We start from the raw sequence: 17,833 nt of genomic DNA on the forward strand, positions 1-17,833 counted from the left end.
TGCCTAGGCTAGCCCCTTGTCACACAAACTACCGAAGCCTCCAAAAATACCCAGCTGATGCTGGCGCGCCAGATGTCTTGAAAGACTGACTGGGTAAACCAGGGTATATCCCAGCCGTACAGGTAGGCGAGATCATAGCAAGCGTGAAAACCTGCCATAGAAATCATCGTAAACCCGCGGACGGTATCAAATATGGTTATGCGTTTTTGCATTACGAGAACCGGCGCATCAAGCCGACGACTTTGCCCAGGATAACGGGATTCGTTGCATAAATAGGTTCCATGGTGTCGTTCTCGGGCTGCAAGCGCACACGCCCCTGCTCCTTGTAGAACGTCTTGACGGTCGCCGAACCATCAATCATGGCCACGACAATTTCGCCGTTCATGGCACTCTTTTGTTCACGGACGATGATGTAATCGCCATTGAAGATGCCGACATTGATCATTGAGCTCCCATGCACCTCAAGGATAAAGGAACCCTGATCAGTGGCGATTTCGGTCGGGATAGTAAACGTGTCTTCGATATTCTGCTCGGCCAGAATGGGAATCCCAGCCGCGACGCGACCAACGAGCGGTAGCGAGACCGTTCCGCGAGGTGCGGTGGGCTCGTCAGATTTAGAAATTGAGACAGAGGAACCATCCTCGTTAAAGAGTTCCAGGGCGCGCGGTTTGGTGGCATCGCGCTTGAGTAGCCCGCGCGCCTCCAGGGCAGAGAGATGGGCGTGCACGGTGCTGGGGGAGGAAAGGCCCACGGCAGAAGCCATCTCGCGCACGCTGGGCGGATAACCCTTCTCCTGCTGATATTCCTTGATGAAGTCGTAAATTTGCTGCTGACGCTTGGTAATTTTGCGAGCCATCAGGGCATCCTCTCTACCCATGTCAAACAAATGTTCGAATTTTGCTTGACAGGAACAACTGTTCGAAGATAATAATAACCGAACATTCGTTCTCGCGCTAGACATTTTTGTCCGCGCGGCTTGATAAAACTGTTCTCAGCAAAACACGCGAGAGGAGAACATGATGAACGTAACGAATATGGTCCAGGGAAACCTCGCCCTTAAGCTCGAGACGCCTGCAGAACCCACTTTTACGGTTGTTCAGGGTGGCCGCTCCGGCTTTCAGCCTTTGACCGTAAAGCCTGCGCGCAATCAGCAGGCTGTAGTCGCGCCGGCCCGCGTTGCCCCGAAGGTTCCGACGATTGTCGCCGTCGCCGTTGCGCTTACGCTCTTCTTTGTCCTCGCTATGTCGGTCTTTAGCGCTCGTCACGCCGCGTATGCCGAGTCCGTTTCCAACATTACCTACGAGACCATTCGCGTTCAGCCTGGCGATTCTCTTTGGTCGCTTGCCGAGGAATATCCAATCGAAGGCCTTTCCACGCAAGAGACTTCCGACATGATCCGTAGCGTCAATCATCTGGAGCATGGTTCGCTCGCCGCCGGTGCGCATCTTAAGGTTCCTGATCGTTCGTAATCATTATCGCGCTGCGCATGGTACCCTTGTTATCGTTTAAGAGGAGGTACCATGCGCTGTCCCAAATGCGGCAAGGCACATACCCGCGTCGTTGATTCCCGTATGCAGGAGTCAAATAACACCATTAAGCGTCGCCGCGAATGTTGCTCGTGTAACTACCGCTTTACAACGTTCGAGCGATGCGAGGACCCTATCGAGGTCATTAAGTCAGACGGAACCAAGCAGCGGTTCGATCGCAATAAGCTGCTCGTCGGCTTGATGCGAGCCACCATCAAGCGCGATATCGACACTAAGAAGCTCAATGAGATTATCGATGACATCGAGGTCGAGCTGCGCTCTCGCACGCTGACGGCCGTCACGTCCCATGAGTTGGGTGACATGGTGCTCAAGCGCTTGGCCAAGATCGACAAGGTTGCGTACATCCGCTTTGCCTCGGTCTACCGCGATTTCAAAGACGTCGATGAGTTTCTGCAAGAGCTCGACAAGCTAAGGTGATTCCATGTCCAACATTACCGTCAACATAAAGCGTCTCGATCCCACCGTCGAGCTTCCCAAATACGCCCATCCCACTGATGCCGGCTTGGATTTGCGCTCCAACGAGGACTGCGTCCTGAAGCCCTTCGAACGCCGTCTGGTCTCTACGGGGCTGGCCATCGCCCTGCCCGATGGCTACGCCGGCTTCGTCCAGCCCCGCAGCGGCTTGGCCATCAAGCAGGGCCTGTCTATAGTCAATACGCCGGGCCTCATCGACGCCCACTACCGAGGAGAACTCAAGGTTATCCTCATCAATCTGAATCCCTCCATTAACATTCAAATCAATAAAGGCGACCGCATAGCCCAACTCGTCATCCAAGAAGTCCCCACGGTCAACCTTATAGAAGTAGAAGAACTAGACGAAACCGACCGAGGCAAAGGAGGCTTCGGCTCCAGCGGCATCGCCTAGGGCGCTCGTATCCCTCCCGCCCGGGGCTTACCTATATCATTCCATGCTCAAACATTCTCGCGTCGCTTCGCTCGCTGCGAAACTGCGCGTGGAACGATATGTGTGAGAGGCAGGCGGGCGGTTACTCGCTTGAAACAATATTTACTTTTCTAGTAAGTCGATGCGATAAAGGGACGCCTCCTTTGTCGCATCGACTTACTGTATTTATATTTTCTGGTTCCCCTTTGCAGATTCTACTGGAGGGGAATCTGGTATAGCTGCTAGTACGTAAACGCAGCTTACCTGCGGGAGGCCCCTATATATCGTCCCACGCGCAGTTTCGCAGCGAAGCGAGAATGTTTGAGCATGGGATGATATATAGGGGCCTCCCGCAGGTAAGCGGACATTAAGACGCTACCTGATATGCGCAGGTTTTTCGCCCCAGTAGAAGCGGCAGAAGGCTCGTTTGCGCTTTTGGGGTTTGCCTACGAGCTCCATGGCGGCGATGGCTATGTCTTCGGCTGCGTGGGGGCGGCGTAGTACTTCGCCGTTGATGAGTAGGGCTTTGAGTGATTCGGGATGATCGTGCAAGTGACGTAGGGTAACGATGAGCTCTCGTGCGGTGGTGACATGCATGCTGGCGCCCATGCCGGTGAGCATGGTGGTGTTGGCCTTTTCCTGGCCATAGGACTTGCCCAGCAGGATCATCGGCAGGTGTGCGCACAGGCATTCGGTGACGGTGAGTCCGCCCGATTTGAGAATTGCCAGGTCGCAGCCGTGCATAAGCGCTGCCATATCATCGACATAGTCCAGAACCGTGACGTTTTCGAGCTTCATGGCGTCGAAGAGCGTTTTGAGGCGGGTGGCATATTCGGTGTCTTTGCCCGGCAAAAAGACAAAGTGCATGTCTTCGAAGCTGCGTAGGAAGGGGAGGGTGCGGTCCATCTCCGCGCGAAAGCGAACGTACGGTTGAGGCAAGCTGGCACCGGCCATTACCAGCACGACGGTCTTGTCGGTGGGGAGGTTGAACTTAGCTAGCTCTTCCTCGCGATCGTAATCCGTGTCGAATCCGGCGCGAATAGGAATGCCGGTAATGCGAATCTTTGTCTCGAGCACCTTGCGCGGACGCAGCGTTTCGGCCATAAATTCGTTGGCAACACAGAATAAATCGGTGTCCTTGTGGGGCCACCATCCCTCGACTTCGTAGTCGGTCGGTACGCAGATGACCGGATAATCGATACCCGTAATTACGCGGGCGCCCACGGCAACATTGGCTGCTGTGATGTGCGTTGCGACCACGGCTATGGGCCTGCGGCTACGAATATAATCGTTGAAGGCGGGGAACATAATTCTCGACCATGCCGTGCCACCACCCCAGAGCAGATGTCCCGTAAGCGTATATCGCCAGGTCAGGTCGTAAATGGGGCGCGTGGCTCCCGTAAAAGAAGCCGCGGTCTTATTGCCGTCGAATTTAATACGTCCAAAATCAAGGATATCGAGCACTTCAATCTCAACATCCTCGGGGATACCATTGGTGCCGCGGATGAGGTCGAATGCCTGCGCAATCGCATTTGCGGCGGCCTTGTGGCCCGAGCCAACCGAGGCGTGCACGATGGTCACGAGAGGTTTTTGCTGATCCAGGAGCGTGGTTTGCTCCGATTGGGGAGTGCTAAGCGTGAGCAGGGGAGCGTCGTCGCTCGTCTGCGTCTGATCCATCGATAACTCCCCTTCGACGTTGTAACACGGATTTATCATTGTAGTGCATGAGTGTCACGTTCACGTAAATTTGGGTATGAGCGCAAAGAACGACAACGTTTCGACGAGAGGACTCTTCATGATTACCGATCAGACAATCGATGTTGCGATTATCGGCGGCGGTCCCGCGGGTTATGCTGCCGCCATTTATGCGGCGCGCGCCAATCTTACGACAACCGTTCTTGAGCAGGGCATGTCCGGCGGACAGATTGCCACGAGCAACGAGATTGAGAATTATCCTGGCATTCCGCTGCTGAGCGGTGCCGAACTTGGTGAGCGGTTTCAACAGCATGCTGAAGGCCTGGGGGCTCAGGTTGAATGGAGTATGGTAACAGGCGTCGACTACGATGCCGATGCGGCTCAATTTACCATCCATCATGATATGGGTGACACAACGGCCAAGAGCGTCATTGCGTGCATGGGCGCCACACCGCGTCCTGCGGGTTTTGTTGGCGAGGACACGTATCGCGGTCGTGGCGTTTCGTATTGCGCAACATGTGACGGTATGTTCTTCCGCGGCAAGCAGGTCTTTGTTATCGGAGGCGGCAATTCAGCATGCGAGGAGGCGCTGTTCCTTTCCGACATTGCCAGCAGCGTGACCATCGTGCTGCGTCGCGATCAGTTCCGTGCACCCGAGGGCGTTGTGAATAAGGTGCTTGCAAAGGACAACATTTCAGTTAGGTACCAAACTAGTATTGTTAAGCTTTCTGGTGAAGCGATGCCCACAACCATTACGTTCAAGGACAATGCGACTGGTGAAATGCACACTGAGTCCTTTGAACCTGGCTCATTTGGCATCTTTGTCTTTACGGGGACGCAGCCGCATACCGAGCTGGTTGAGCATCTCGTCGATCTGGCTCCCGACGGCGGCATTGTCACCGACGATTCGATGGCTACCCGTACGCCCGGCTTATTCGCAGCCGGCGATATCCGTTCCAAGCGTTTACGCCAGGTTGTGACCGCCGTTTCGGACGGAGCCATAGCGGCAACCAGCTCATACGCTTTCCTACGCGGATAAGTACGATAATATATCTTATGTAAGGTTGCTATCTTTACACAAAGTGGTTGGACGGTGCATCAATGTGCTGTCCAACCACTTTTACTTGGCGACTATGTGGTATGCAAAACTAGATAACCTAGAATACAATATAGAAAACGAACGGAGGCCTCTTATGAACCACGCTAAACATGTTATCCCGATGTCCGATACGTCGGTCAGCATTAAGCCTGAGGATATTCAGCCGACGGTTCTGCCGGATGCATTTATTCAGTCCGATATGGTGGGTAAACTCAACGCGTTGAGCCTGCCACGCTATGACCAGCTGCCCAACGTAACGCTCTATCGCGATCAGGTCATTGAGTATGTTGCACTGTGGATGGAGCCGCTTTCCATTTGCGTAGAGCAGCCCGTTATAACGCCGTCGATGATCAATAACTATGTGAAGGTCGGCCTCGTTCCTGCTCCCGTTAAAAAGCAGTATGGCCGTGAGCAGATTGCGCGTCTCATCGCCATTTGTATCTTTAAGCAGGTGCTGCCCATCGCAGCGGTTCAGGCGCTCTTTAATATTCAGCGCTTGAGCTACGACGCTCCGACGGCTTTCGATTATGTTGTCGATCAGCTCGAGGCATCGATTCGTGCGGCGTTTTCTGTTGAGCAGACTCCCGTGCCCGATACCGCACATCAGGTTACGCGCGAATCGCTGCTCGTGCGCAGTGCGGTATCGTCCTTCGTTTCGAAGGCGTATCTGATGAGCTATCTCAAGTTCAATGGGTTTAATAGCTAACCGAGGTATAAGACGGGCGGGATAAAGAGCCAATGGCTCCTTATCCCGCCCGTACGTTTGTCTAGTTGGATATTATCGGCCCGACGCCACGCCCATACCGTAGCCGATAATGAGGCCGTGCATCTCGGCATAGTATGAATCTAGCCCGTTACAGGGCATGATAATCGTCTTGGAGCCGGGCCAATGCTCCGCAATGCGGCTGGCAAGCGCCTGAGCGCCCGCCTCATTCTCGACATGGTCGATAACGACCTCGCCGCCGGTAAAGCCTTCGGCCTCCATGGTGTCGACAATCTTGGTGAGCATCTTCTTTTCGCCGCGGGTGTGCCCAACGAGTTCAATTTTGCCCGCTTCGCTCGCCGTGCCCAAAATGCGGATATTGAGCTTGTTGGCAATGACGCCGGCTGCCTTAGGGATACGTCCGGCTTTGGCCAGGTTTTCGTAATTGCACAAGCTGAAGAGGATTTTGCTGTTCTGCTCAAGGCTATCGAAGTATGCGCAAGCGTCCTCGAATGAGACATCCGGATTGCTTGCAAGATAGCGGTCGAACAGCAAGAAAATGAGGTCCATTTTGCCGCCAGCTGCGCGCGAATTGACAAGATGAATATTGCGGTCCGGTTCCTCGGCAAGAACCATATCGCGAGCCGTGGCTGCTGCGTTGTAGCTGCCCGACACGCCCTCAGAGATTGGCATGCAGATGGTCTTGTCTGCCAATTTGAAGAGCTCGGCCCACTCCCCTACGCTGGGACAAGCGCTCGAAGAAGCGTTCGTCTCCGCCTGAACAGCGCAGTTGAGCTCATGAACATCGAGCGAAAGGTCATCGATGAATTCACGCTCCCCCACTCGAATTTTGAGGGGTGCGAATGCAAAGGTGGTACGGGGTGCAGTCGGTTGCCAATCGCGAAGATTGCAGCTCGAATCGGAGATAAGTGCCCAGCTCATTGAGGGTCCTTTCTAATTGTTCCTCAACAATTATAGCCGTCTTTCTCATAAATTGAACGGCTATCTAGTTTTGAATACTAGATAGCCGTTCTGTTCATAAGGCAAACGGTAGGCGCAAAAAGAATGGGCCTCGTGACTCAAGATCGCGAGGCCCACGTTCGTTCGCTGTAGTAATAAATTAGTAGCGTACGAAGATGTAGTTGTTGTTCATACCGGCTGCAACGGAGCTGATGATAACGCCGGTTTTGTAGTCGGAAGCATGGATCATCTGACCATTACCGATATAGATGCCGGTATGGTAGGAGTTAACCACAACATCGCCGGGTTGCGGATCGGACACACGGGTCCAACCCATGAAGGTGCCGGTGGTGCCCAGGCGGCAGTAGCGGCCCGTGAGGCAATAGCTTACAAAACCGGAGCAGTCAAAGCTGTTCGGTCCAATGCCGCCCCAGGAATAAGCGTATCCGAGCTTGCTGTAGGCGCGCGAAACAACGGTACCGCCGTCAACGGACTGGCTCGGTGCGGAAGGCGTCGGAGTCGGAGCGGGCGTCACGGGCTGCGGCGTGGGAGCAGGAGCCGGAGCGGGCGCGGGCGTGTTGCCGCCGTTGTTGGTCGTTCCGCCACCATTGTTGGTGTTCTCGGTCGTAACGGCGGTGTCGTTGCTCACCGTGGCCTTTTCGGCAGTACTGGCATTTATGCCAGCCTGCAGCGCGGCGTTGGCCTCGGCCTCGGCGGCAAGCTCGGCTTGCAGCTGAGAATCCAGGGAGTTCACGACGCTCTGGGCCTCAGCCTGCTGGGCATTGAGCTCGTCGACCTTCTTCTGCGTCGCGGCTACGTTCTTCTCCTGCTCGGTCTGCTTATCGGTGAGCTGCTGCTTAAGGTCCTTGACATCCTGAATGGTCTGGGCCTGCTTGTCGGACACCTTGCCGTAGTAGAAGAGACGGTTGAGCATGTCGCCCAGATCGTCGACGCCCGTCAAAACCTGAAGCAGGCTCAGACCGCCGGTCTTGTACTCACCGGCAACGTAGTTAGAGAGCTTGGCCTGGCCTTCGGCGATCTCTTGCTGCTTTTGCGTGATCTCGCCTGCAGTCTGATCAAGCTCCTGCGTCTGTGCGGAGAGTTCTTCATGAATTTGCTGGGTTTGCGTGCCGATCTGCTCGAGCTTGGTACGAGCAGCGGCAAGGTCGGATGCGGTATCGGCGTAGGCCGGAGCCACGAGGCCCAGGCCCAAAACACAAGCGAGGGTTGCCGTAGCAGCGCAGCGTGCCATGTTTCTGTGCGTGTTTGCTGTGCGCATGGAGCTTCCTTTCCGGTATCTAAGGGTAGCGGCTAGTCCACCGTTACCAGGCTAAAGAGCTCAATGTCCTCGTTAGAAGGCGTGAGCTTCTTGCGCGGGTTGAGAAACGCAAGCTCAAGGATACAACCGTAACCCACAAGCTTCGCGCCCATATCTCGCACCAGTTTACCTGTTGCCTCGACGGTTCCGCCCGTCGCGACCAAGTCGTCCAGAATCAACACGGTATCTTTAGAGCTGATAGCATCGGCGTGAATCTCGATAGAATCCGTTCCATACTCGAGCTCGTAGCTCTCGCTGACCGTCTTGCGCGGCAGTTTACCCGGCTTACGTGCGGGAACAAAGCCGGCACCCAGGGCGACGGCCACGGGAACGCCGACCATAAAGCCGCGGGCCTCGGGTCCTACGACCTTGGTAATGCCCATGTCGGCAAAATGCTCGGCCAGGGCATCCACCATGGCCTTCAGGGCCTCGGGATTGCCAAAGAGCGGCGTGATGTCCTTAAAGACGACTCCGGGCTCGGGATAGTCGGGGATATCGACGATATGAGATTCGAAGTCGTACATGGCGTGACCTTTCATGGATTGCCGGGTGGACGGCGGTTATTTACCCGTGTTAGCAGACGAGCTATGCGAGGGGACGACGACCTTGGACGGCTGCACGAGCGACTCCTCGTGCGCGGCAACCGCGGGGACGCTTGCCCCATCGCTTTTGGCCTTGGTGGACTCGGAGCGAGCGATTTCCTCATCGAGTGCATCGATATCGGCATCCTCGACCACGGCGTTGAGCGACTCAAAGACACGGTTCTTAAGTAGCGCGGTATGCACACCCTCGGTGAGGTCGTGCAGTTTCTTAAAAGCGCGCTCGAGCTTGGCGTCGCGCTCGTCATCGGAGGTATCCATGCCGAGCATGCTCACGAGAACCTGCTCAAACATCGAAGATTCGCGGTTTGCCGACGATACGTACTGACGCAGGTTGCGCGGCTCAATGTGGAAGCGCGACAGCTCCGAGCAGTAACGGATAATCGGGAAATCTCGGCCATCGACGAGCTCACGGTTCTGCGGGCTCTTGATGATGCGGATAAGATCGTTCTCGGCAAGGGAGCGGATAAACGAAATCTCAACACCGAGCATGTCGGGGATCGTCTCGATGGGATGCAGCTTTTGCTTGGTCTCCTTGGGCTCCGTCTTAAGCGGAACATCGGACAGAAGACCCACCTCGTAAGCCAAAGTGGACAGGTCCGTGGCGTTTTCCAAGCGCTGCTTAATCACGTTGAGCGGCATGTAGCGGGTCTTCTGCAAGTGCAGGATGACCTCCAGGCGATCAACGTCCTCCTTAGAGTACTGACGGTATCCCTTAGGCGTACGATGAGGGGTAATGAGCCCCTCATCTTCTAGAAATCTAATTTTTGAGTTCGAAAGATCGGGGTATGCGCCTCGAAGTAGGTTGACGACTTGGCCGATACTCAGATAGTTGCGTTCGGCCATGCCCTACTCACCGGTTTCGATGCGCTCCGGCGTGCTCTCGTGGTAGATGAGCGTAAACGTACCGATCTGGACGGAAGAACCGTCGTGCAGCGGGGCTGCATTGACGATGGCACCGTCGACCCAGGTGCCATTGAGCGAGCCCAAGTCCTCGATGCGAGCGCCGAGGCCCTCGCGGATAATGCGCGCGTGGCTGCGCGATACGGTCATGTCATTGAGGAAGATGCCGTTCGCAGGATCGCGGCCGATGGTGGTCACGTCGTCCTCGAGCTCAAAGGCGGCACCAGTCTGCGGACCCTTGACGATGGACAGAACGGGGGCGGTGATGCGCACGTTGGCCATGAGGTCGGGAACGGTGACGTCGCTTGAAGGCACGCGGAATACGCAGGTAGCGTCAGCAGTCTTATCATTCTGAGCCATATTGTTTACCATGTTGTCCATGACAACCCCTAACTTATCGCGGACGTGCCGCAAATAATGAACCGTACGTAATCATACCCCAACGAATCAGTCTTCGATTTCAGGGTTCAGAAAGTCGATGTCCTCGTCCTCGGGATGCGCGAGAGCCTGTTTAATGGCCACTCCGCCCTTAATGGAATAGATGACAGCCGTGAGCATGGAGAAGATCACGCCGCCGTACACAAAGAAGATGCCGAGGGGCACCGAGCTTCCGTTGAGGCCCGGGAAGGCCGTAAGGGTTGAAGGTAAAAGATGCAGGCCGTCAATAACGGGGAACCCGAGCAGCATGAGCGAGAAGCCGGTCATGAGCAGTGCAGTGGCAATCTTTCCGGGAAAGACGACATCGATGGGGCGACGGTGATAATGACGCACGATAAGCGTGCCGATGCCCAGATAGATGTCGCGGCCAATAATGAGCACGCAGACCCAGATTGGCAGCTCTCCGCGAACCACCAGCCCAAGTACGCCGGTGAACAGCAGCGCACGGTCGCAGATGGGATCCATGACCTTGCCGAGCCACGAGACCGTCTTGGTCATGCGGGCGATCTGACCGTCCATCCAGTCGGTGGAGGCGGCAACGGCGTAGATAACGATGGCGATGACGCGGTTGTTATCCGTCACAAACAGGTACAGAAATACCAGGGTGAGGATCAGGCGCGTAAAGGTGATGAAATTGGAGATCGTAAAGATCTTATTCGACGGGTAATCGGAAGTGCCGATAAGCTCCTTTTTGATCTTCTTTTTGATGCCCACAGGACTCCCCCGCTGGTTAACGACAAAACTTTCGATACTATACCCGTTCCGGCGATGTCTATCCAGCGTAAGCATAGAGAGTCCAGACATATGGAGGATGCTACTGGGTTGTGCGGCATTCTGCATTTGTGTACATCAGCCTCCAAATATGACATTTTTCGGCATCTTTGATGGCTGATGTACACGTTTTGATTCGGTGATTACATCGATCGGGAAAGTTGTTGCCTTAAGCAAATTAATCATGATGTGCGGGTCGAGAAGGGTTGGCGCCAAAAGAGCCCAACGGCCGTTACGGCTTCGTTAGAAACACGCCCCACCATGGATGGTGAACCCGAAAGGTAAGGCGCGCGGGCACGGTGACTCGGCCCGCGCTCCCGGAAGAGAAAGGATAAACCCATGGGTTACATGCTCGAGACGCGCGGGCTCACCAAGCGCTTTGGCCGCGGCGACCAGGCGCAGGACGCCGTGGCCGACGTGAGCCTTCATATCCGCGAGGGCGAGGTGTACGGGCTGCTCGGTCCCAACGGCGCCGGCAAGTCGACAACGCTCAAGATGATCTGCGGGATGCTGCGGCCGACGGCCGGGGAGATCCTCTTTGCCGGGCACGCCTGGCGCCGCGAGGACCTCTACGCAATCGGCAGCCTCATCGAGGAGGCGCCGCTCTACCCCAACCTCACCGCGCGCGAGAACCTGCGCGTGCGCACCACGCTGCTGGGCCTTCCCGAGAGCCGCATAGATGAGGTGCTCGCCGCCGTGGACCTCGCGGACACCGGGAAGAAGCGCGCCGGGCGCTTCTCGATGGGGATGCGGCAGCGCCTGGGGCTCGCGCTGGCGCTGATCGCCCGGCCACGCCTGCTCGTGCTCGACGAGCCCACCAACGGGCTCGACCCCATCGGCATCGAGGAGCTGCGCGACCAGATCCGCGGCTTCGCGGCGGCGGGTACGACGGTAATCGTCTCGAGCCACATCCTCTCCGAGGTGCAGCAGATGGCGGACACCATCGGCATCATCTGCGGGGGGCGCCTCGCCTACGAGGATGCGCTTCGGCCCGGGCAGGACCTCGAGGAACTCTTCATGAGCTTCTGTCGGGAAGGGCGACGAGCGCGCGGGGAGGTGGCGGCATGACGGGTGAGAAAGGCGGCCTGCTCGCGGCCCTGCGCGCCGAGGCCCTGAAGTCGCGCCACGCGGCACCGGTTCGCCTGGCCGTGCTCATGGCGCTGCCGATGCCGCTGCTCGGCGCGATGCCCTACCGGGGCGTGCAGATCTTCAGCGCGTGGAACTACTGGTACGCGCTCTTCCTGCCCGTGTGTCTCTCGCTCGTGGTGGCGTGCGTCGCGCGGGCGGACGCTCGCACGCGGATGCGGGGGCTTCTGGGCCTGGGCTTCCCGCTCGGGCGCGCCTGGTGGGCCAAGGCGCTCTGGTGCCTCGCGCTCTGCACGCTCTCGAACCTCGTGGTCTTCGGCATCTACCTCGCGGGATCGGCGTTCTCCTCGCAGGGCCTCACGGCCGCGGGCACGCTCACGATGCTCCTCTGCGCGCTCGTCAACACGGTGACCGCGGCGTGGATGATCCCCGCAGGGCTCTTCCTCACGGCGCGGCTCGGCATGCTCGCGGGCATCTTCTGCCCGCTCGTCGCGCAGCTCGTGGGTGGGTTCGCCTGGTCGTTGGTGCCGTTGCCGCAGCTCTTTCCGCCGTCGGCGAGCATGGTCATCCCCACGAGCTTCATCCCCGTGCTGCCGAGCGGCGAGCCACTCGCGGCGGACATGGCGCTCGGCGGGGCGCTCGCGGCGGACGGCATGCTCACGCTGGCGGGCCTTGCGGTCAGCGCGCTCGCGTTCGCCGCGCTCACGGCGGCGGGTGCGGCCTGGTTCGCGCGCTCCGAGGAGAGGTGATGGCCATGTCACGAATCTCCGACCCGACGCCGCGCATGACCCTCTCGCGGGCCCTGCTCTCCGAGGCCCTGCGCCTGGCGCGCTCCCCGCTCACGGCGGTGCACCTCGTCTGCGGCCTGGCGGCCGGTCTTGCCTGCGGCGAGTACTTCTCCGTAGCCCGATGGGACCCGGCGTTGGGCGCGGACGCCTACGTCCAGTTCCTTGGCGCCCTCATGCCGCTCATGTCCGCCATCGTCTGCGGACTTGCCGTGGACGAGGAGCGCGCTGCCGGGCGCCTCGCCAACCTCATGGCGGTCCCCTCGCGCGGGCGCGCCGTCGCGGCGAAGCTGCTCGCCCTTGCGGCGCTCGGCGCCGCCGCGCTGGCCGTGGCGCTCGGCGTGTTCGGGGCCGTGCTCGCCGTCGCCGGGCGCCTGCCGCTCGGGCCCGCTCCGTTTGCGGCCGCGTGGGCGGGCATCGTGCTGGGCAGCCTGCCCCTCTACGCGCTGTGGCTCGGCGTGGCCCTGCGCCTCGGCCGCAACGCCGCCATCGGCGCCGGAGCTGCGGGGGTGCTCCTCGCGTTCTTCTCGGTGGGCGGACTTGCGCACGGCCTCATGACCGGCGAGCTCTCCGGTGCCCTGGCGACGCCCCTGTGCTGGGTGCCGCTCGCCTGGCCCGCGCGCCTGGGGTCTCTCGGGGTTGAGGCCTTCATCGACGCCGCACGCGCGGCGGGCCCACTCCTCACGACTGCGCTCGCTGGCCTCGTGCTCACCCTGGCAGCCGACGCCGTCCTTCTCGCCTGGTTCTGCCGCTTCGAGGACGGGAGGGCAGATGCGTAGAAAGCCGCTCGCCGCCATGCTCGTCCTCCTCTCCGCAGCGCTCGTCCTGGGCGGGAATGCCCTGCTCGACGCCGACTGGGGGTCGGCGCTGCGCTCGATCGCCGACCGCGTGCTGCCCAACCCTGAGATCGCCATGTGGGCGCCCGCGCCCGAGCCCGGCAGCCACTTGAGCTCCTACGCCGACGCCACCGGGGCGGGGGCAAACTACGTCTACCTGGTGGACGCGGCGGATGACAGGGGCAATGTCCGAGAGCTCCAGCTCATCTTCTTCGGGCGGGAGTCGGACGGCGAGGGCTGGCTCGAGATCGAGGCGCGCGGCGGCTCGGGCGTGCGCTACCGCGCGTGCGACGCGGCCGAGGCGCCCGAGGCTGCGCGCGGGGCTCTGGACCGCTGAGTGCGGCGCTAGTACAATTCCGACGAGAGTTTCAGGAGGTCAACATGGCGAGGATACTGGCAGTGGATGATGAACGGGCGATCCTCGACGCGCTCGCGCGCGTCCTCGGCCGCGACGGCCATGAGGTCGTCAGGGCGGCGGACCCGACGGCGGTCCCGGGGATGGACCTCTCGCGCTTCGACCTCGTGCTCTGCGACGTCATGATGCCGGGGCTCGACGGCTTCGAGCTCGTGCGGCAGATCCGTCCGGACTTCGACGGGCCCATCGTCTTCCTGACCGCGCGCGTGGCCGAGGAGGATGCCGTGGCCGGCTACGGCCTGGGCGCCGACGACTACTTCCGCAAGCCCTTCGGGGCCGCGGAACTGCGCGCCAAGGTCGCGGCCCATCTACGCCGTGAGCGCCGGCCGCGCTCGCACGCCCTCTCCTTCGGGGAGGTGCGGATCGACCTCGGGGCGCGCGACCTCGCCGTGGGCGGCGAGGCCGTGCCGCTCACGCCTACCGAGTACGCCATCTGCGAGTACCTCGCCCGCCACCCCGGGCAGGTCATGAGCCGCGCGCAGATCCGCGAGGCGGTGCTCGGCTGGGAGAGCGACGCCGACGACGCGGCCATATCCATGCAGGTCAGCCGCGCCCGGAGGAAACTCTCCGAGGCCGGTGCCGATCCGATCGCGACCGTCTGGGGGATGGGGTACAAGTGGCAGCTCTAAGGACCGGGGCGCGAGGTCGCGGGGGCATGCCGCTCTCCTTCGTCATCGCGCGCTACTTCGCCTACGCGTTCGCGGCGGTCGCCACGGCGTGGCTCGCCTCGTTCATGGCGCTCTCCGCGGCGATCAACGCGGGCTTCGTCTACGAGGCAAGCTGGGGGCCGGCCAATGTGCGCGAGGTCGCGGAGGGCCTGGCACGCGACGGCGTCTGCGGACAGCAGGACGTGCCGACGGCGTACCGCTACCTCATCCTGAATAAGGACGGATACGTGCTGATGACAGACCTCGATGGCACGCGGCTCGAGGACGCGACGGAAATGGCCCGTGCGGCACTCGCCGCGGATCCGGGCACAGTGGAGATCGAGGGCGGGGGCTCGGGCCTCACCTACGCCGCGTTCCCGCTCAAGGGCGGCGGGGCCTGCGCACTCGTCAGCGAGTACCTGCCGCAGTGGGTCTCGCGCGATCTCGCCAGCCTGCTTCCCAATCCGCAGAACCTCATGCTCGTCGGCGCCGCTGTGGGAAGCGCGCTCGCGCTCGCGCTCGTGGCGCGCCGTGCGAGCCGCGTGATCTCGCGCAAGATGGCGCCGCTCGCGGAGGCGGCGGGGCGCGTCGGCGCGGGGGAGCTCGACTTCGCGGTCGGCAGCACCAACGTGCGCGAGGTGAACGACGTCCTCGCCGCGATGGACGCCATGCGGGCCTCCCTCGCCGAGTCGCTCGAGGCCCGCTGGGCCGCGGAGCGGGGGCAGCGCGAGCAGATGGCGTCGCTCGCCCACGACCTCAAGACGCCGCTCACCGTGCTGCGCGCCAACGCCGACTTCGTGGCGGAGGAGCTGGAAGACGAGAAAGACGCCGACCTCGCGGCCGCCGCGCGCGACATAGCCGGCAGTGTCGAAAGGCTTGACGGCTACGTGCGCCTGCTCATCGAGGCGTCGCGCGGGTCCGGCGGGGCGGAGAGGGCCCCCATGCGGCCGGCCGAGCTCTGCGAACAGGTCCTCGCCGAGGCCGCCCAGATCGCCCGGGCGCGAGGCGTGACGCTCGACGCAGCCACGGGCCCCGCTGTCGCGGGCGCGCCCGAGGCCCCACTCGACCGAACCACCCTGGCGCGAGCCGCCGCGAACCTCGTGGCCAACGCCGCCGAGCACGCGCGCTCGCGCGTGGTGGTCTCCTGCGACGTCGCTGGTGGATACCTCGTCATCGAGGTCGCCGATGACGGACCGGGCTTTTCTCCCGCCGCCCTCGAACGCGGCTGCGAGCGCCTCTTCACAGACGACTCCTCTCGCTCCTCGCGCGACGGAGGCCGCCATTACGGGCTCGGCCTCCACGTCGCCTCCGAGGCCGCGAGCGCCCACGGGGGCTCCGTCTCGCTCGCCAACAGCCCCTCGGGCGGCGCGGTGGCCACCATCGCGGTCCCCCTGTGCGGGGCCTGACGAATCAGGCCCCGCACACTGGCATGCCTCGCAACCAAACGCCTCCCGAATAATTCATGAGGCCGTACTCGTATTCGAGCCTGTCTATCTCCGCGGCGAGGGCCTCCGTCATGTAGAAGGTTTTCGTGCGGCCCGTCGACTTCGCCAGGTGGTCGTACCTGTTCGAGAGGTCCTCGGGGATTCTCAGGACTGCGGTGGCGGTTGCCATGATGCACCTCCCGGTTAGATGCAATACGTGTATTACATTCTGTCACATCACCCGCACCGGCGTACGGCCGCATCTGCTCTTTTACCTTACATTATGTCAACCGGCCCATGGTCGGCTTATTCAGCCGGATTAAATCAAGCATTAAATCAATCCAGACCTATAAGGGGCGGCGGAAATCCATTGAGGAATGAGGGCGCCGTCCCTAGGTCGGCTCCTCGATGGCCGCGGCTGAATTCCCCTGCCATCGTCTGCGTGGGTTCCGGCACGGGGTTCTGGCACTGCTCGAGTGGGGCACAAGGCTCGGCTGTCGGTCGTGCCGGACGGCATACGTTTTGAGACCGGCAAGCTGTTGCCGGCTCGAGGACAGCGGCCCGGTGCACCGGGCCGATCGATAGAGGACTCAGGTTCACAGCGCAGTTTCTTGGGGCTCGCATATATAGGAAGACTTGATCGGCAATCGATTTTAATGAAGTCGACAGCGCGTGTCAGAGCTTTCAACAAACCGCAGGTAAATCCGTGTACCAAAAATTGGTACACGGATTTACCTGCGATGTTCATGCTTGGTCAAAAGCCCATCAAGCGATATATTCATTATTTTAATGCGCGCGCCTGAGCTTTTGGCTGAAGTGGCAGTCCGACCGCCGGCAGGCGGCCACGCTATGTCCAAAGGCCACGCCTACTCCCAGTGCCCGGCTACGTCGACGACCCAGTGCTGCCCGTCGAGTTCCTGCCGCAGGGCTACATCAGGGACGTCTTATTGGGGGACGACCACATGGAACCCCGGGAGATCAAGCTGTACGGCTGATCCATCCGTCAACAACATGTCAAAGCCCCAAAACCCAACAGGATCGCGAACGAGGGGATGAATTGACCGCCCGGGTATTTGCGCCCGGGCGGTCAATTTTATCAACCATGGGTGCGATTCTGTGAGGCCATTTTTCTGGCATCCGCCGTTTGCTCCGGTCTCAACGCACCCATCGACCGTTCAGTTATCTTTGCGAACGCGACCACGTGCGCATTTGTCGAACAATCAAATGTCCGACAATGTCTGACGGAGCTGTCAGACATTCACGCACGAACAGGTGAGCTTCGCGAGCGATTGTAGGCAACTAGTAGCCCCAGCTGCGTCTTTAGCGCAGGTTCGACGTCTGACATCTTGAATGTCTGACGTTGAACGAAGCTGGTTGATAACAAGCAGGTGGAATAAACATGGAGCCCGACACCTCTCGCGCAATCGGCGCGCGGCAAGGGTCTGGCCCATCTCATATGTTGCCAACGCTAACGGTGAACCTGAGCGCCCGGGCACATTCTTTGTTGGCTGAAACCGGCATAGCAACTAGCGGAAGGCATCATCGAAGGAGTGTGCTGGAAAGCACCCGGCTCCTTAACTGTTAGAAATGCAAGTTAATAATCTACGTGGTCAATATAATACCGTTGAACCCGCATATCGATACCGCTCAGCCATTCGCCTCGCCCCCGTCGCACGTATCTTCATCCGGCCTGTCATTATTAATCTAACGATGCTTTGGGAAAT

General features: G+C 59.9%; 21 protein-coding genes. 11 read left to right on the forward strand and 10 right to left on the reverse strand.

The genetic code is table 11. From position 1 onward, the window contains the following. Positions 1 to 8 precede the first annotated feature (8 nt). Positions 9 to 212 (reverse strand): heparan-alpha-glucosaminide N-acetyltransferase domain-containing protein, encoded by a 204-nt coding sequence (locus DW037_RS09730; RefSeq protein ID WP_255413695.1) that lies wholly within the window; start codon positions 210 to 212, stop codon positions 9 to 11. Continuing rightward, positions 212 to 856: a transcriptional repressor LexA gene (gene lexA, locus DW037_RS09735; protein ID WP_040359862.1), complete on the reverse strand. Its 645-nt coding sequence runs from the start codon at positions 854 to 856 to the stop codon at positions 212 to 214. Before lexA ends, DW037_RS09730 begins: the two co-directional genes overlap by 1 nt. Before the next feature lie 163 nt (positions 857 to 1,019). Here lexA and DW037_RS09740 point away from each other — a divergent pair, with 163 nt between their 5' ends. From DW037_RS09740 to dut, 3 genes are read left to right on the forward strand one after another with little or no spacing between them, the layout of a single operon-like run. Continuing rightward, positions 1,020 to 1,469: a LysM peptidoglycan-binding domain-containing protein gene (locus tag DW037_RS09740; protein ID WP_158551612.1), complete on the forward strand. Its 450-nt coding sequence runs from the start codon at positions 1,020 to 1,022 to the stop codon at positions 1,467 to 1,469. A gap of 51 nt (positions 1,470 to 1,520) precedes the next feature. Further along, positions 1,521 to 1,964, forward strand: coding sequence for a transcriptional regulator NrdR (gene nrdR / locus DW037_RS09745; protein WP_022093781.1), 444 nt, complete (start codon positions 1,521 to 1,523; stop codon positions 1,962 to 1,964). A gap of 4 nt (positions 1,965 to 1,968) precedes the next feature. Then, positions 1,969 to 2,412, forward strand: coding sequence for a dUTP diphosphatase (dut, locus tag DW037_RS09750; protein WP_117583185.1), 444 nt, complete (start codon positions 1,969 to 1,971; stop codon positions 2,410 to 2,412). Positions 2,413 to 2,805: 393 nt separating this feature from the next. On the opposite strand, the gene DW037_RS09755 is transcribed toward dut, so the two are convergent. Continuing rightward, positions 2,806 to 4,107: a glycosyltransferase gene (locus DW037_RS09755; RefSeq protein ID WP_117583184.1), complete on the reverse strand. Its 1,302-nt coding sequence runs from the start codon at positions 4,105 to 4,107 to the stop codon at positions 2,806 to 2,808. A 118-nt stretch (positions 4,108 to 4,225) separates the two neighbouring features. Here DW037_RS09755 and DW037_RS09760 point away from each other — a divergent pair, with 118 nt between their 5' ends. Both DW037_RS09760 and DW037_RS09765 read left to right on the forward strand, forming a co-directional pair. Continuing rightward, on the forward strand, positions 4,226 to 5,164 hold the full coding sequence (locus DW037_RS09760; protein WP_199408846.1) for an NAD(P)/FAD-dependent oxidoreductase: 939 nt from the start codon (positions 4,226 to 4,228) through the stop codon (positions 5,162 to 5,164). Positions 5,165 to 5,318: 154 nt separating this feature from the next. Next, the gene (locus DW037_RS09765; protein WP_187361898.1) at positions 5,319 to 5,930 is read left to right on the forward strand and encodes a DUF1836 domain-containing protein; all 612 of its coding nucleotides are present in this window, start codon (positions 5,319 to 5,321) and stop codon (positions 5,928 to 5,930) included. A gap of 72 nt (positions 5,931 to 6,002) precedes the next feature. Here DW037_RS09765 and DW037_RS09770 read toward each other — a convergent pair whose 3' ends face one another. The 6 genes from DW037_RS09770 to DW037_RS09795 form a co-directional block, all read right to left on the reverse strand. Next, positions 6,003 to 6,869 carry a DegV family protein gene (locus DW037_RS09770; RefSeq protein WP_117583182.1) on the reverse strand — a complete coding sequence of 289 codons (867 nt, stop codon included), beginning with the start codon at positions 6,867 to 6,869 and terminating at the stop codon, positions 6,003 to 6,005. 178 nt (positions 6,870 to 7,047) lie between these two features. After that, positions 7,048 to 8,166, reverse strand: coding sequence for an NlpC/P60 family protein (locus DW037_RS09775; RefSeq protein ID WP_117583181.1), 1,119 nt, complete (start codon positions 8,164 to 8,166; stop codon positions 7,048 to 7,050). Between the two features lie 32 nt (positions 8,167 to 8,198). Further along, a complete protein-coding gene (locus tag DW037_RS09780; protein ID WP_199408847.1) occupies positions 8,199 to 8,729 on the reverse strand; it encodes an adenine phosphoribosyltransferase in 531 nt (176 codons plus the stop codon). Between the two features lie 36 nt (positions 8,730 to 8,765). After that, entirely contained in the window at positions 8,766 to 9,650 is an 885-nt protein-coding gene (locus DW037_RS09785) for a MerR family transcriptional regulator (protein ID WP_117583179.1), read from the reverse strand. Between the two features lie 3 nt (positions 9,651 to 9,653). Then, a complete protein-coding gene (locus DW037_RS09790; RefSeq protein ID WP_199408848.1) occupies positions 9,654 to 10,088 on the reverse strand; it encodes an FHA domain-containing protein in 435 nt (144 codons plus the stop codon). 66 nt (positions 10,089 to 10,154) lie between these two features. Continuing rightward, entirely contained in the window at positions 10,155 to 10,859 is a 705-nt protein-coding gene (locus DW037_RS09795; protein WP_089573364.1) for a CDP-alcohol phosphatidyltransferase family protein, read from the reverse strand. A 396-nt stretch (positions 10,860 to 11,255) separates the two neighbouring features. Here DW037_RS09795 and DW037_RS09800 point away from each other — a divergent pair, with 396 nt between their 5' ends. From DW037_RS09800 to DW037_RS09825, 6 genes are read left to right on the forward strand one after another with little or no spacing between them, the layout of a single operon-like run. Beyond that, positions 11,256 to 11,984 (forward strand): lantibiotic protection ABC transporter ATP-binding protein, encoded by a 729-nt coding sequence (locus DW037_RS09800; protein WP_055250122.1) that lies wholly within the window; start codon positions 11,256 to 11,258, stop codon positions 11,982 to 11,984. Beyond that, positions 11,981 to 12,751, forward strand: coding sequence for a hypothetical protein (locus tag DW037_RS09805; protein WP_117629184.1), 771 nt, complete (start codon positions 11,981 to 11,983; stop codon positions 12,749 to 12,751). Before DW037_RS09800 ends, DW037_RS09805 begins: the two co-directional genes overlap by 4 nt. Then, a complete protein-coding gene (locus tag DW037_RS09810) occupies positions 12,751 to 13,566 on the forward strand; it encodes a lantibiotic ABC transporter permease (protein WP_117629185.1) in 816 nt (271 codons plus the stop codon). The genes DW037_RS09805 and DW037_RS09810 overlap by 1 nt, the downstream gene beginning before the upstream one ends. Further along, on the forward strand, positions 13,559 to 13,960 hold the full coding sequence (locus DW037_RS09815; protein WP_118373236.1) for a hypothetical protein: 402 nt from the start codon (positions 13,559 to 13,561) through the stop codon (positions 13,958 to 13,960). Before DW037_RS09810 ends, DW037_RS09815 begins: the two co-directional genes overlap by 8 nt. A 44-nt stretch (positions 13,961 to 14,004) precedes the next feature. Further along, entirely contained in the window at positions 14,005 to 14,667 is a 663-nt protein-coding gene (locus DW037_RS09820; RefSeq protein WP_118373237.1) for a response regulator transcription factor, read from the forward strand. Between the two features lie 26 nt (positions 14,668 to 14,693). Beyond that, the gene (locus DW037_RS09825; protein WP_117629188.1) at positions 14,694 to 16,091 is read left to right on the forward strand and encodes a sensor histidine kinase KdpD; all 1,398 of its coding nucleotides are present in this window, start codon (positions 14,694 to 14,696) and stop codon (positions 16,089 to 16,091) included. A 4-nt stretch (positions 16,092 to 16,095) separates the two neighbouring features. Here DW037_RS09825 and DW037_RS09830 read toward each other — a convergent pair whose 3' ends face one another. Further along, positions 16,096 to 16,299 carry a ribbon-helix-helix domain-containing protein gene (locus tag DW037_RS09830; RefSeq protein WP_117629189.1) on the reverse strand — a complete coding sequence of 68 codons (204 nt, stop codon included), beginning with the start codon at positions 16,297 to 16,299 and terminating at the stop codon, positions 16,096 to 16,098. Between the last annotated feature and the right edge of the window lie 1,534 nt (positions 16,300 to 17,833).

Origin of the sequence: Collinsella sp. AF39-11AT, from assembly GCF_003474585.1 — a bacterium.
Classification (GTDB): Bacteria; Actinomycetota; Coriobacteriia; order Coriobacteriales; family Coriobacteriaceae; genus Collinsella.

What these genes read in the sequence shown, in the direction of transcription:
- DW037_RS09780 (WP_199408847.1), bottom strand. Translation starts at nt 8,729, where the DNA reads ATGTACGACTTCGAATCTCATATCGTCGATATCCCCGACTATCCCGAG.
- DW037_RS09810 (WP_117629185.1), top strand. Translation starts at nt 12,751, where the DNA reads ATGGCCATGTCACGAATCTCCGACCCGACGCCGCGCATGACCCTCTCG.
- DW037_RS09815 (WP_118373236.1), top strand. Translation starts at nt 13,559, where the DNA reads ATGCGTAGAAAGCCGCTCGCCGCCATGCTCGTCCTCCTCTCCGCAGCG.
- DW037_RS09790 (WP_199408848.1), bottom strand. Translation starts at nt 10,088, where the DNA reads ATGGACAACATGGTAAACAATATGGCTCAGAATGATAAGACTGCTGAC.
- DW037_RS09800 (WP_055250122.1), top strand. Translation starts at nt 11,256, where the DNA reads ATGGGTTACATGCTCGAGACGCGCGGGCTCACCAAGCGCTTTGGCCGC.
- DW037_RS09775 (WP_117583181.1), bottom strand. Translation starts at nt 8,166, where the DNA reads ATGCGCACAGCAAACACGCACAGAAACATGGCACGCTGCGCTGCTACG.
- DW037_RS09770 (WP_117583182.1), bottom strand. Translation starts at nt 6,869, where the DNA reads ATGAGCTGGGCACTTATCTCCGATTCGAGCTGCAATCTTCGCGATTGG.
- DW037_RS09765 (WP_187361898.1), top strand. Translation starts at nt 5,319, where the DNA reads ATGAACCACGCTAAACATGTTATCCCGATGTCCGATACGTCGGTCAGC.
- lexA (WP_040359862.1), bottom strand. Translation starts at nt 856, where the DNA reads ATGGCTCGCAAAATTACCAAGCGTCAGCAGCAAATTTACGACTTCATC.
- DW037_RS09820 (WP_118373237.1), top strand. Translation starts at nt 14,005, where the DNA reads ATGGCGAGGATACTGGCAGTGGATGATGAACGGGCGATCCTCGACGCG.
- DW037_RS09730 (WP_255413695.1), bottom strand. Translation starts at nt 212, where the DNA reads ATGCAAAAACGCATAACCATATTTGATACCGTCCGCGGGTTTACGATG.
- DW037_RS09740 (WP_158551612.1), top strand. Translation starts at nt 1,020, where the DNA reads ATGAACGTAACGAATATGGTCCAGGGAAACCTCGCCCTTAAGCTCGAG.
- dut (WP_117583185.1), top strand. Translation starts at nt 1,969, where the DNA reads ATGTCCAACATTACCGTCAACATAAAGCGTCTCGATCCCACCGTCGAG.
- DW037_RS09785 (WP_117583179.1), bottom strand. Translation starts at nt 9,650, where the DNA reads ATGGCCGAACGCAACTATCTGAGTATCGGCCAAGTCGTCAACCTACTT.
- nrdR (WP_022093781.1), top strand. Translation starts at nt 1,521, where the DNA reads ATGCGCTGTCCCAAATGCGGCAAGGCACATACCCGCGTCGTTGATTCC.
- DW037_RS09830 (WP_117629189.1), bottom strand. Translation starts at nt 16,299, where the DNA reads ATGGCAACCGCCACCGCAGTCCTGAGAATCCCCGAGGACCTCTCGAAC.
- DW037_RS09760 (WP_199408846.1), top strand. Translation starts at nt 4,226, where the DNA reads ATGATTACCGATCAGACAATCGATGTTGCGATTATCGGCGGCGGTCCC.
- DW037_RS09755 (WP_117583184.1), bottom strand. Translation starts at nt 4,107, where the DNA reads ATGGATCAGACGCAGACGAGCGACGACGCTCCCCTGCTCACGCTTAGC.
- DW037_RS09825 (WP_117629188.1), top strand. Translation starts at nt 14,694, where the DNA reads ATGCCGCTCTCCTTCGTCATCGCGCGCTACTTCGCCTACGCGTTCGCG.
- DW037_RS09805 (WP_117629184.1), top strand. Translation starts at nt 11,981, where the DNA reads ATGACGGGTGAGAAAGGCGGCCTGCTCGCGGCCCTGCGCGCCGAGGCC.